The organism is Actibacterium sp. D185-2, from assembly GCF_054954595.1.
In genome coordinates, this window is record NZ_JBPWNX010000001.1 from 461,261 (window position 1) to 473,007 (window position 11,747).

Consider the following 11,747-nt stretch of genomic DNA (forward strand, 5'->3'; position numbering starts at 1 on the left):
GAAATGGCATCGTATCAGATGAAACAGCGTGATCCGCTCTTCGATACCAACATACAGGCCGCGATCGAGCGGCGCGGCAAGGAATTGCTGGGCCTGAGCATGATCGTGCTGGGGTTGCTGACCGCGATGCTGCTGGGATCCTATGTGCCAGAGGACCCGTCCTGGCTGTCGGCGACGGATGCGCCGGCGGCGAACCTGCTGGGCCGGTTCGGCGCCTCGCTGGCGTCGCCGCTATATGTGATCGTCGGGCTCGGGGCCTGGGGGCTGGCGCTGGTTCTGGGGGCCTGGGGGGTGCGCTTCGTGCTGCATCGGGGCGAAGAGCGGGCGCTGGGCCGCGTGGTCTTTGCGCCGATCGCGATCGCGCTTGCCTCGGTCTATGCGGCGACGCTGGCCCCGGCGGCGGGCTGGACCCATGATTTCGGCATGGGCGGGCTGTTTGGCGACACGGTTCTGGGTGCGGTTCTGAGCATCGTGCCCGGCGCGGTTGCGTTCGGGGTCAAGCTGATGGCGGCGGTTGCGTTCCTGCTGTTGGTGGCGATGACGTTCTTCGTGCTTGGCTTCGACCGGTATGAAATGAAGACGCTGGGCCGGTTTCTGCTGGTCGGTCTGATCATGGCCTATGCCAGCGCGATGAGCCTGCTGGGCCAGGGCGCCAACGGTGCGGTTCGGGGCGCGCGCGCCCTGCATGCCCGCAACCAGGCGCGCAAAGAGGCCCGCGCAGCAGCCCCGGCCATGGCCGCCGCCCATGCGCGCGACCCCGTGGTGCGCCGTGCCGCCACCCCGGAACCCGCCGCCGTACCCGTGGCTGCCCCGCAGCCGAAACCGGGCCTGCTGGCCCGTGTGCCAACGCTGATGAAACGCGCGCCCGATCCCGAACCCGAACTGGTGGAACCGGTTCTGCCGCCGCAGGCGATGGCCGGCGCGGATATGTCCGAAGAGCGGATCAAGGCGCGCATCGCCGATGTGATCCGCAGCCGGGTACGTCAGGCCCCGTTGGTGCATACCGTCCGCGCCGAGCCGCCGCTGCGGGCGTTCGACGTTGCCGCCACGATTGCCCGGCGCCGTGGGCCCGACCCGCTGCTCGCCGATACCAGGCCACGTATGGCGCCGCCGCCGCAGCCGCTTGTGCCAGAGCCGCAGGATGAGGCCGAGCCGCTGTTCGAAGAGCCGCTGGCCGACCCCGCGATGGCCTATGAACTGCCGATGACGCAGGCCCGCAAGGTCGTGCAGCACCCGCCGAAAAAGCCGGTGCAGCCGTCGCGCCGCGCCCAGGAAGAGGCACAGCCCGCCCTGCAATTTGACGAATCCGCAACCGAGTACGAGCACCCGCCGCTGTCGCTGCTGACCAGCCCTGTGGTGGTCGAACGCCACCACCTGTCCGACGAGGCGCTGGAGGAAAACGCCCGGATGCTGGAAAACGTACTGGACGATTACGGTGTGAAGGGCGAGATCGTTTCGGTTCGCCCCGGCCCCGTGGTCACGATGTATGAGCTGGAACCGGCGCCGGGCCTCAAGGCCAGCCGGGTGATCGGCCTGGCCGACGATATTGCCCGCAGCATGTCGGCCCTGTCGGCGCGGGTTTCGACCGTGCCGGGGCGCAGCGTGATCGGGATCGAGCTGCCCAATGTGAACCGTGAAAAGGTCGTGCTGCGTGAAATCCTGTCGGCCCGCGATTTCGGCGACAGCAACATGCGGCTGCCGCTGGCGCTGGGCAAGGATATCGGTGGCGATCCGGTCGTCGCGAACCTGGCCAAGATGCCCCACCTGCTGATCGCGGGGACCACGGGATCGGGTAAGTCGGTGGCGATCAACACCATGATCCTGTCGCTGCTTTACAAGCTGACGCCTGCGGAATGCCGCCTGATCATGATCGACCCCAAAATGCTGGAGCTGTCCGTCTATGACGGCATTCCGCATCTTCTGTCGCCGGTTGTGACCGACCCGAAAAAGGCCGTGGTCGCCCTGAAATGGGTCGTGGGCGAGATGGAAGAGCGCTACCGCAAGATGTCGAAGATGGGTGTGCGCAACATCGAGGGTTTCAACGGCCGGGTACGCGATGCGCTGGCCAAGGGCGAGATGTTCAGCCGCACCGTGCAGACCGGGTTCGATGACGACACCGGCGAGCCCATGTTCGAGACCGAGGAATTCGCGCCCGAGGCGTTGCCCTATATCGTCGTCATCGTCGACGAGATGGCCGACCTGATGATGGTCGCCGGCAAAGAGATCGAGGCCTGCATCCAACGTCTGGCCCAGATGGCGCGGGCGTCGGGCATTCACCTGATCATGGCCACCCAGCGTCCGTCGGTCGATGTGATCACCGGCACGATCAAGGCCAACTTCCCGACCCGGATTTCATTCCAGGTGACCTCGAAAATCGACAGCCGCACCATTCTGGGCGAGCAGGGCGCCGAGCAGCTTCTGGGCATGGGTGACATGCTGTATATGGCTGGCGGTGCCAAGATCACCCGCGTGCATGGCCCCTTCGTCAGCGACGAAGAGGTCGAGGAAATCGTGACCTACCTCAAGGCGTTTGGCCCGCCCGACTACATGGGCGGTGTGACCGAAGGCCCGGACGAGGACCGCGAAAGCGATATCGACGCGGTGCTGGGCCTGTCGAGCGGTGGCAATACCGATATGGAAGACGCGCTGTACGACACCGCCGTGGCGATCGTTCTGAAGGACCGCAAATGCTCCACCTCCTATATCCAGCGCAAACTGGCGATCGGCTATAACAAGGCCGCGCGTCTGGTCGAACAGATGGAGGATCAGGGCGTGGTCAGCCCCGCCAACCATGTCGGCAAGCGTGAAATTCTGGTGCCCGAGCAGCAATAACGCGCCTGTCGCCATTTCGTGAGGTGCAAACCCTTCGGCGCGTACCTAGATTGGGAACATGAAATATTTGCGCCTTGTCTCACTGGCCGCTGCGGTCATCCTGTTCGCCCTGCCCGCCATGGCGGATAAAATCCCGCTGTCGCGGATTTCCAACTATTTCAATGGGTTCAGCACCGCCCAGGGGCAGTTCACCCAGATCAATGGCGATGGCACGATTTCCACGGGTACGCTTTACATCAAGCGGCCGGGGCGGGTGCGGTTCGAATATGATCCGCCCGAGGCGGCGCTGGTCATGGCCGGGGGCGGGCAGGTGGCGATCTTCGATTCGAAGACCAACCAACCGCCTGAGCAATACCCGCTGGCGCGCACGCCGCTGAACATCATCCTGGAACGGAATGTGGATCTGTCGCGGGCGAAGATGGTCGTGGGCCATGTCAGCGACGGCACCACCACCGCCGTGGTGGCGCAGGACCCCGTGCATCCTGAATACGGTACGATCCGGCTGGTCTTTTCCGACAACCCGGTGCAGCTGCGCCAATGGGTGATCTCGGATGACGTCGGCGGCGAAACCACCGTCATCCTGGGCGATCTGACCATGGGCGGGCAGCTTTCGTCGCGCCTGTTCAGCATCCCGGCGGAAACCAACGCACGGCTCGGCGTCGATTAACGCCGACAGCTATTTAGCTGGACCTGATAGGTTTCCGACCGCGCCGCGACCGAATTGGCCACGTTCAGCAGCCAGGGCTTGCCGTTATAGCTGCCGCGGGCATAGCCGGTCTGCCCTTCGTGATAGGCCAGATACTGATTGCGCGCATCGTGCAGCGGAATGCCGTTACGCTCGCGCGTTTTGTTCATGTACCAGCCCATGAAATCGGTGGCGTCGTCGATCCGGTCACGCTTGGCACCCCAGCGCCCGGTTTCGCGGCGGTACTCATCCCAGGTGGCATCCAGCGCCTGGCTGTAGCCATAGGCCGAACTTTGCCGGCCCATCGGGATCACCCCCAAGGCGAACCGGTACGGTGTGCGCGCATCGCCGTCGAATTTGCTTTCCTGATAGATCGTCGCCATCTGGACATGCACGGGCACGTCCCAGCGGCGCTCGGTCTTGTTCATGGCGCGCAGATAGTTCGGGCGCTGGCTGACGATGCTACAGGCGTTGTCCAGATTGCTGGGCGGTGATTTCGCACCGCCGCCGCATCCGGCCAGCCCGGCCAGGCCCAAAAATACTGCTACGCGAAGAAGTCTGCTCATTGGCCTCTCGCATTTCATTCTTTGTTTTGCAGCAGAATACGTGAATTCGGGCGGGCGGGCAAATGCTCTGCCGGTCTGTCAGATCAAAAATGCGAGGGTGAGCGGAATTGTCACCACCGACAGCAGCGTAGAGACCACCACAAGCCCGGCCACGGCATCCGAATCAGCGCCGTATTTTTCCGCCAGCAGATAGGATGTGACCGCCACCGGGGTCGAGATTTGCAGCACCAGCACCGCGAACGGCACCGGCGGCAGCGCGAACCAGTGCCCGACCGCCCAGGCCGCGCCCACGCACAGCACCACCTTGATCGCCGACAGCGCCAGCGCCCGGCCCAGCCGCCCCGGATGCAACCGCGCCACCGCCACGCCCAAGGTGATCAGCATGATCGGGATCGCCATCTGGCCGATCAGATCCAGCGCATTGGTCAGAAACCGCGGTGTCTGCCAGCCCTGCCACAGGAAAATCCCGCCCAGAACCGTGGCGCCGACCAGCGGCTCCCTGAGCACCTTCAGCGGTGATCCGCCGCCTGAAACCAGCCAGATCCCGAAGGTGAAGGAATAGATCGCCATCACCGCAAACACGACCACCGCATAGCCCAGGCCCGCCTCGCCGAATGCAAACAGGGCCAGCGGCAGGCCCATGTTGCCGGTGTTGCCGAAGATCAGCGGGGCAAGATAGGTGCGCCGGTCCAGCCGGGCGACGGCGATCAGCGCAAAGAACAGAACCGTCACCACGCCATAGGCCGCCAGCGACGCCAGCGACAGGGTGGCCAGCGCCTGTGGCTCGATTTCGGTTTTCATAAGGGACGTGAAGATCAGGCAGGGGACCGACAGGGTCATCGCCAGCCGGGTGACGAATTCAACCCGGTATTCGAAGCCCATCCTGACCCAGCCGAACCCGATCGAGGCCAGCAGAAAGACCGGTGCCACTACTTCCAACACTGTCAGGACGAGGTTCACAAACTGTTTCCCGAAATTGGCACCGCCTGCATGGACATTGCCCCTTCTGAGGCATTACTAATGGTCGCCGGGGGTTGCAACATTATGCTGAAGACACACGCGAAATATCATCTTGGCCAGGTGCTGCGGCATCGCAAGCACCCTTTTCGGGGTGTGGTTTTCGATGTGGACGCGATGTTTTCCAACACCGAAGACTGGTACGACGCGATTCCCGAAGACAGCCGTCCGTGCAAGGATCAGCCATTTTATCATCTGCTGGCCGAGAATGACCAAAGCTATTATGTGGCCTATGTGTCCGAGCAGAACCTGCTGCCCGACGAAACCGGCGAACCGGTGGACCACCCCGATCTGGATGATCTGTTCGGCGAATTCGAAGACGGGCACTACCCGCTTCAGTTTCAGCTGAACTGAAACGCCGGGCGCCAGGGTCAATACCCCAGCGCACAGCCATCCTTGCGCGGGTCAGACCCACCCTGAAGCACACCCGTTTCATCGTCGACCAAAATCGCCTGCGCCCCGCCGATCGGCGTGTCGGGCGTCGTCACCTTGTGGCCCATTTCGGCCAGTTCGGTGCGCACCGCGTCGGCATAGCCGCGCTCGATCTTCATTTCACCGGCGTCGGAAAAGCTGCGCGGGGCGTCGATGGCGGCCTGCGGGTGCATTCCGTAATCCACCACATTGGTCAGGAACCGCGCATGGCCGTTGGGCTGATAGGCGCCGCCCATCACCCCGAACGGCATGATCACCTTGCCGTTCTTGCGGATCATGCCGGGGATGATCGTGTGCATCGGGCGCTTGCCGCCCATCGCCTCGTTCGGGTGGCCCGCTTCCAGGGTGAAACCGGCGCCGCGGTTCTGGAAATTGACCCCGAACCTGTCCGAGGCCAGCCCCGCGCCGAAGCTGTGGAACACCGAATAGATCAGCGAGACCGCCATCCGGTCCTTGTCGACCACGGTGATATAGATGGTGTCCTTGTGCACCGCCTCGCTGATTGCGGCGGGGCTGTCCATCGCGCGTTTCGGGTCGATCAGCGCGGCAAGTTTTTGCGCGGTTTCCGGCGCCAGCATGTGGTCCAGCCGGGTGGCATAGGCGGCATCGGCGATGAAACGGTTGCGCGCGTCATAGGCCAGCTTCGCGGCCTCGGCCTCGATATGCGCGCGGGGGGCGCCGAAGGGATCCATGCCGGGCAGGTCGAAATGACCCAGGATATTGGCCATCAGAATCGCGGTGGCCCCCTGACCGTTGGGCGGATGCTCGACCAGATCGACATCCTTGTAGGTGCCGCTGACGGGTGTGGTGTAGTCACAGGCGGTGGCGGCGAAATCGTCCAGCGTATGCACCTCGCCCAGCGCGTTCAACGAGGCAACCATGTCTTCGGCGACTTCGCCCTCGTAGAACCCTGTGCGCCCCTCCATCGCGATGCGGCGCAACACCTCTGCCTGACCGGGCGCGCGGAACACCTGGCCCGGCTGGGGTGCCTTACCGTTCAACAGATAGTAGTCGCGTGCGACGCCCTGCAACGCGGGTTCCGCCGCCGCCCAGTCGAACGCTGTGCGTGGTGCGACTGGCACCCCGGCCTCGGCATAATGGATGGCGGGGGCCAGGCTGGCCTTCAACCCGATCCGGCCCCAATCCTTCGACAGGCGGCAGAACGCGTCGATCGCGCCGGGGACGGTTACGGCCTCGGGGGCGCCCAGCGGAATGGTCGCCAGTCCGCGATCGCGCATCGCCGCGGCGGACAGCGCGGCGGGCGCCCGGCCCGACCCGTTCAGGGCAACAACGGTGTCATCGCCCGCAGGTTTCAGCAGCACGAAGCAATCGCCGCCGATCCCGGTCATCTGTGGTTCGCAAATGCCCAGCAGAACCGCGCCCGCAATCGCGGCATCCACCGCGTTGCCGCCGGCCTCCAGGATCTGAACAGCCACCTTGGCCGCCAGCGGATGCGAGGTGGCACAGATACCGTTCTGGGCAAAAACCGGCGAGCGGCCGGGCAGGTGAAAATCGCGCATCAATCCCATCCTCCTGTCGCGAAGTTACAGGCTATGAGAGCGGGAATGAAATTCCAATGCGATTTTCGAAAGAGGCTGCAAAGGTAGACCTCGACGCCGCGCACTGGGTGGGGGCTGAAGACGCGACGCCGAGGGAAGCCATATGCAGCTACCCCTACGTTATCTTCAGCCAATCGGGCTGCGATGAGGTCGCTTTGTGGCGGCATTGCGGCAATTGCCGTCGCGTTATCCCTGCCGCGCCGTGTCTTCCAGCCGCAGCCGCAGTTTGAGGCAGTTCGTTGCCCCGTCGCGGCAGTAACACAGGTCGCGCGTCAGCGCATGGATCAGGAACCAGCCGAATCCGCCTTCCGACAGGTCCTGCGGTTCGGGGCATATCGGCGTCGCGTCCTGTGCCGGCAGGACGATGGCCGGAATCGCGCGGCCCTGATCTTGCAATTGCAGGCACAGCTCGCCCCGATGATGCGCGACTGACAGCTTCACAGGTCCGGTTTCGCCGCCGTCATAGGCGTGTTCGGTGATATTGTTCAGCACCTCGGCCAGCACGATTTCCACGTTGCCGCAATCACCGGGGCCGATCCCGTCGTCCCGAAGCCATCCCAGCACCTGACCAAGGGCCCGGCGCACCGCCATCGGTTCGCCCGGGAAACACAGATGCAGGCCGGGGGCCGTCTGACAGGGTGTTCCGCCGCAGTCGATCATGGGCGCAGCCCTGCCGGTCATGCAGCATCCGCGCCTGGGGGCAAGGCGGCGGCAAGGCTGTCGTGAATGGTAAAGATCGTGTCCATCCGCGTCAGGCGGAACACTTTTGCGACCGTCGGGGTCAGCCCGGCCAGGTCCAGACTGCGCCCGGGCGTCAGCAGTTTCATCACCGCCACCACCGCGCCCAGCCCGCTGCTGTCCAGAAATGCCACGCGCGACAGATCCATCACCACGCGGGGATGTGGGGTCGCGGTCAGTTCGCGCATCCGGTCCTTGAACTGGATCGCGACGGCGGCATCCACGCGATCGTCCATCACGGTTACAAGCAGCGTATCGCCGCGCTCTTCGGTCAGAAGCTCCATCCAACTCTCCTTGGGTCGTTTCAGCAAAGGCTAGACGGCAATCCTTACCATTCGGTATCCATGAAAGAGCAAGCTTGGGGGAGGAAATCCAGATGCAGGATGTGGTGATTTGCGGCGCGGCGCGCACGCCGATGGGCGGCTTTCAGGGGGCCTTCGACGGTGTCGATGCGCCAACGCTTGGCGGTGCCGCGATCCGCGCGGCAATGGACGGTGCGGGGGTGGCGCATATCGACGAGTTGCTGATGGGCTGCGTTCTGCCCGCCGGTCTGGGGCAGGCCCCCGCGCGGCAGGCGGGATTCAAGGCCGGGTTGGGCGACGATGTGCCCGCAACCACGGTGAACAAGATGTGCGGCTCGGGCATGAAAACGGTGATGATGGCGCATGACCAACTGGCGCTTGGCCACACCGCGCTGATGGTCGCGGGCGGCATGGAAAGCATGACCAATGCGCCCTATCTGTTGCCCGGGATGCGCGGCGGGGCGCGGCTTGGCCATGGTCAGGTGATCGACCACATGTTCCTGGACGGGCTGGAAGATGCCTATGACAAGGGCCGCCTGATGGGCACCTTCGCCGAGGATTGCGCCGAAACTTTTCAATTCACCCGCAGCGCGCAGGACGACTATGCGCTGCAATCGCTGTCCAACGCGCTGGCGGCGCAGAAATCCGGCGCTTTCGCGGCCGAGATAACCCCGGTTATCGTTCCCACCCGCAAGGGCGACCTGACCGTGGCCGAGGATGAGCAGCCAGCGCTGGCCCGGCCCGAGAAGATTCCGCATCTCAAGCCCGCCTTCCGCCAGGGCGGCACGGTGACGCCGGCCAATTCCTCCTCGATCTCCGACGGGGCGGCGGCGCTGGTACTGGCCACCGGGGCCCACGCCGCGGCCTGCGGCCTGCCGGTCCGCGCGCGGATCATCGGGCATGCCAGCCATGCCCAGGCGCCGGGCTGGTTCACCACCGCGCCGGTGCCCGCCGCGCAAAAGCTGCTGGCGCGGATCGGCTGGGCGCCCGAAGACGTGGATCTGTGGGAGGTGAACGAAGCCTTCGCCGTCGTTCCCATGGCCTTCATGCGCGAACTCGACCTGCCGCGCGACAAGGTGAACGTCAACGGCGGCGCCTGCGCGCTGGGCCACCCGATCGGTGCCTCGGGCGCGCGGATCATCGTCACCCTGCTGAATGCGCTGGAAACACGCGGGCTGACGCGCGGGGTGGCCGCGATCTGCATCGGCGGCGGCGAAGGCACCGCGATCGCCATTGAACGCCCCTGACCTCTGGCCTTTTCTTTTTCGCGAAAATATCCTCGGGGGTGAAAGGCCCGGCACGGGCCTGAGGGGGCAGACAGCCCCCTTTTCCCCATCTCGGAAAGCCCGCCATGATCGACTACCGGATGCTCGCCAAAACCATTGCCGCCCTGACCGAGGGCGAAACCGATGTGGTTTCCCTGATGGCCACGCTTGTGTGCGAGTTGCATCACGCCGACGACCGCTTCGACTGGACCGGATTCTATCGCAATGTCGGTAACGAAACGCTGAAAATCGGCCCCTATCAGGGCGGACATGGCTGCCTTGTGATCCCGTTTTCGCGCGGGGTCTGCGGGGCGGCGGCGCGTACCGGAACGGTGCAACTGGTCGATGATGTTGCGGCCTTCCCCGGCCATATCGCCTGCGCCGCCTCGACCCGGTCGGAAATCGTGCTGCCGGTGCGCAACGGCGCGGGCGCGCTGCTGGGCGTGCTTGATATCGACAGCAACCGGCCTGCCGCCTTCACCCAGACGGACGCGCAGGAATTGCAGGCCATTCTGGATGCGACCTTCCGCTGAACCCGCCGGGCGCCGGGAAAACCGGTTGCCGTGCGCGGCGGATTGCGCCTTGATGCAAAGGCAGGAGGACAGGATATGAGCTTTCACGGCTGGATCGTTTTTGCGCTGTTTTGGGTGGTCTTCGTGACCACGCCGGGGCCGAACGCGGTGAATTGCATCACCAACGGCATGACCTACGGCTTTCGCCGCGCGCTTTGGGGGGTGCTGGGGATCCTGACCCAGGCAATGCTGTTCCTGACCCTGTCGGCACTGGGCATCACCGCGCTGATCGCGGCCTCGCCCACGGTGTTCTTCTGGGTGAAACTGGCGGGGGCCGGGTTTCTGATCTGGTTGGGGGTTCGCGGCTGGCTGAATGCGCCTGTCGCGGTGGCGCCGCGCGGGGCCTCGGGGGGGTCGATCTACGGCAAGGCGGTCCTGATCGCCACGATCAACGCCAAAAGCGTGGCGGGCTATCTGGCGGCCTTTTCGCAATTCGTGCAGCCGGACGTGCCGATCTGGGATCAGATGGGGGCAATCTTTCCGACCGCGCTGTGCATCACCGCCCTGTCCTATACCGGCTATACCGCCTTGGGGGCGGGGCTGGGCCGGCTGGCGCTGGGGGCCGTGCTGAATGCCTGGTTCCGCCGGGCCATGGCGGTGTGTTTCGTGATCTACGGGGTGGCGCTGGGAACCAGCACGCCCCTGCCGGCGAAAGGATGACCATGTTGAACGGATCATGCCTGTGCGGGGCGGTGTCCTTTACGGTCCGTGGCGCGGTGCCCGGCCCGTCGATCTGCCATTGCAGCCAGTGCCGCAAGCAGTCGGGCCATGTCTGGGCCTCGACCTACGCGCCACGCGATGATGTGGAAATCCGCGGCGATGTGACCTGGTTTCGCGCGTCCGAACTGGCCGAGCGCGGGTTTTGCGGCACCTGCGGATCGTTCCTGTTCTGGCGCCGCGACGATGAAGACACGATCTCTTTCGCGATGGGATCGCTACAGGCCCCGACCGGCCTGACGCTGGCCAAACATATCTTCACCGCCGACAAGGGCGACTATTACCAGATTGCCGACGGGGTGCCGCAATCCTGACCGGTGCTTGTGGGCCGCGCCGGAATTGGGTACCCGCGCAGGCATGAACGATACCTACACCCCGCCCGACACCCCGCTGGAGGTCCTGTATCAGGACCACGAGTTGCTGCTCGTCAACAAGCCCGCCGGGCTGTTGTCGGTGCCGGGCAAGGGCGCGCATCTGGCCGATTGCCTGCTGTCGCGCATTCAGACGGCCTTTCCCGAGGCGCTGCTGGTGCACCGGCTGGACCGCGACACATCCGGCGTGATGGTGTTTGCCCTGACCCCCGCCGCGCAGCGCCACCTGGGCCTGCAGTTTGAGAAGCGTCAGGTGAAAAAGACCTACGTCGCGCGGGTCTGGGGCCGGCTGGAGCCGAAAGTGGGCACCATTGATCTGCCCCTGATCGTGGATTGGCCGAACCGTCCGAAACAGAAGGTGGACCACGAAAACGGCAGGTCCGCCATCACCGACTGGCGTGTGGTGCGCTATGAGGAGCACACGACGCGGGTGCGGCTCTATCCCAAGACCGGGCGCAGCCATCAGCTGCGGGTGCATATGCTGGCGCTGGGCCACCCGATTCTGGGTGACCCGTTCTATGCCGAGGGCGCGGCCCGCCACGCCCCCCGCCTGATGCTGCATGCCGAAAATCTGCGCCTGCGCCACCCCGATGGCGGCATGGGGCTCAGCTTTTCGGCCAAATGCCCGTTCTAGTCAAAACCGGCGGTGCCTCCGGCGGGGATATTTAGCCCAAAGCAAAACACGAAGCAT

Annotated in this window: 13 protein-coding genes; 8 read left to right on the forward strand and 5 right to left on the reverse strand. The window is 64.8% G+C overall.

The features are described 5' to 3' along the window. Positions 1-3 precede the first annotated feature (3 nt). Positions 4-2,832, forward strand: a complete 2,829-nt coding sequence (locus tag ACSR1C_RS02320; RefSeq protein WP_460257702.1) for a DNA translocase FtsK 4TM domain-containing protein — start codon at positions 4-6, stop codon at positions 2,830-2,832. A gap of 58 nt (positions 2,833-2,890) precedes the next feature. Continuing rightward, positions 2,891-3,499, forward strand: a complete 609-nt coding sequence (locus ACSR1C_RS02325) for a LolA family protein (protein ID WP_460257703.1) — start codon at positions 2,891-2,893, stop codon at positions 3,497-3,499. Here the strand turns inward: ACSR1C_RS02325 and ACSR1C_RS02330 are convergent. Further along, positions 3,496-4,083: a transglycosylase SLT domain-containing protein gene (locus tag ACSR1C_RS02330; protein ID WP_460257704.1), complete on the reverse strand. Its 588-nt coding sequence runs from the start codon at positions 4,081-4,083 to the stop codon at positions 3,496-3,498. The genes ACSR1C_RS02325 and ACSR1C_RS02330 overlap by 4 nt on opposite strands. A gap of 78 nt (positions 4,084-4,161) precedes the next feature. Continuing rightward, positions 4,162-5,043 (reverse strand): AEC family transporter, encoded by an 882-nt coding sequence (locus ACSR1C_RS02335; RefSeq protein WP_460257705.1) that lies wholly within the window; start codon positions 5,041-5,043, stop codon positions 4,162-4,164. A gap of 84 nt (positions 5,044-5,127) precedes the next feature. On the opposite strand from ACSR1C_RS02335, the gene hspQ reads away from it, so the two are divergent. After that, the gene (gene hspQ, locus ACSR1C_RS02340; protein ID WP_460257706.1) at positions 5,128-5,454 is read left to right on the forward strand and encodes a heat shock protein HspQ; all 327 of its coding nucleotides are present in this window, start codon (positions 5,128-5,130) and stop codon (positions 5,452-5,454) included. Between the two features lie 17 nt (positions 5,455-5,471). Here hspQ and ACSR1C_RS02345 read toward each other — a convergent pair whose 3' ends face one another. From ACSR1C_RS02345 to ACSR1C_RS02355, 3 genes are all read right to left on the reverse strand, one after another. Next, on the reverse strand, positions 5,472-7,052 hold the full coding sequence (locus ACSR1C_RS02345) for a gamma-glutamyltransferase family protein (RefSeq protein ID WP_460257707.1): 1,581 nt from the start codon (positions 7,050-7,052) through the stop codon (positions 5,472-5,474). Positions 7,053-7,277: 225 nt separating this feature from the next. Then, entirely contained in the window at positions 7,278-7,772 is a 495-nt protein-coding gene (locus ACSR1C_RS02350; protein ID WP_460257708.1) for an ATP-binding protein, read from the reverse strand. Continuing rightward, on the reverse strand, positions 7,769-8,113 hold the full coding sequence (locus tag ACSR1C_RS02355; protein WP_460257709.1) for an STAS domain-containing protein: 345 nt from the start codon (positions 8,111-8,113) through the stop codon (positions 7,769-7,771). Before ACSR1C_RS02355 ends, ACSR1C_RS02350 begins: the two co-directional genes overlap by 4 nt. Positions 8,114-8,205: 92 nt before the next feature. Here ACSR1C_RS02355 and ACSR1C_RS02360 point away from each other — a divergent pair, with 92 nt between their 5' ends. The 5 genes from ACSR1C_RS02360 to ACSR1C_RS02380 all read left to right on the forward strand — a co-directional run bounded on the left by ACSR1C_RS02360 (position 8,206) and on the right by ACSR1C_RS02380 (position 11,690). Next, positions 8,206-9,378, forward strand: a complete 1,173-nt coding sequence (locus ACSR1C_RS02360) for a thiolase family protein (protein ID WP_460257710.1) — start codon at positions 8,206-8,208, stop codon at positions 9,376-9,378. 104 nt (positions 9,379-9,482) lie between these two features. Then, positions 9,483-9,929, forward strand: a complete 447-nt coding sequence (locus tag ACSR1C_RS02365; protein WP_460257711.1) for a GAF domain-containing protein — start codon at positions 9,483-9,485, stop codon at positions 9,927-9,929. Between the two features lie 75 nt (positions 9,930-10,004). Beyond that, complete coding sequence (locus ACSR1C_RS02370) at positions 10,005-10,628, forward strand: LysE family translocator (RefSeq protein WP_460257712.1); 624 nt, start codon at positions 10,005-10,007, stop codon at positions 10,626-10,628. 2 nt (positions 10,629-10,630) lie between these two features. Further along, positions 10,631-10,999, forward strand: a complete 369-nt coding sequence (locus ACSR1C_RS02375; RefSeq protein WP_460257934.1) for a GFA family protein — start codon at positions 10,631-10,633, stop codon at positions 10,997-10,999. A gap of 43 nt (positions 11,000-11,042) precedes the next feature. Beyond that, on the forward strand, positions 11,043-11,690 hold the full coding sequence (locus ACSR1C_RS02380; RefSeq protein WP_460257713.1) for an RluA family pseudouridine synthase: 648 nt from the start codon (positions 11,043-11,045) through the stop codon (positions 11,688-11,690). Positions 11,691-11,747: the final 57 nt, after the last annotated feature.

Coding starts and splice junctions, on each gene's coding strand:
- hspQ (WP_460257706.1), top strand. CDS start 5,128: ATGCTGAAGACACACGCGAAATATCATCTTGGCCAGGTGCTGCGGCAT.
- ACSR1C_RS02345 (WP_460257707.1), bottom strand. CDS start 7,052: ATGCGCGATTTTCACCTGCCCGGCCGCTCGCCGGTTTTTGCCCAGAAC.
- ACSR1C_RS02380 (WP_460257713.1), top strand. CDS start 11,043: ATGAACGATACCTACACCCCGCCCGACACCCCGCTGGAGGTCCTGTAT.
- ACSR1C_RS02330 (WP_460257704.1), bottom strand. CDS start 4,083: ATGAGCAGACTTCTTCGCGTAGCAGTATTTTTGGGCCTGGCCGGGCTG.
- ACSR1C_RS02350 (WP_460257708.1), bottom strand. CDS start 7,772: ATGACCGGCAGGGCTGCGCCCATGATCGACTGCGGCGGAACACCCTGT.
- ACSR1C_RS02375 (WP_460257934.1), top strand. CDS start 10,631: ATGTTGAACGGATCATGCCTGTGCGGGGCGGTGTCCTTTACGGTCCGT.
- ACSR1C_RS02325 (WP_460257703.1), top strand. CDS start 2,891: ATGAAATATTTGCGCCTTGTCTCACTGGCCGCTGCGGTCATCCTGTTC.
- ACSR1C_RS02320 (WP_460257702.1), top strand. CDS start 4: ATGGCATCGTATCAGATGAAACAGCGTGATCCGCTCTTCGATACCAAC.
- ACSR1C_RS02370 (WP_460257712.1), top strand. CDS start 10,005: ATGAGCTTTCACGGCTGGATCGTTTTTGCGCTGTTTTGGGTGGTCTTC.
- ACSR1C_RS02365 (WP_460257711.1), top strand. CDS start 9,483: ATGATCGACTACCGGATGCTCGCCAAAACCATTGCCGCCCTGACCGAG.
- ACSR1C_RS02355 (WP_460257709.1), bottom strand. CDS start 8,113: ATGGAGCTTCTGACCGAAGAGCGCGGCGATACGCTGCTTGTAACCGTG.
- ACSR1C_RS02360 (WP_460257710.1), top strand. CDS start 8,206: ATGCAGGATGTGGTGATTTGCGGCGCGGCGCGCACGCCGATGGGCGGC.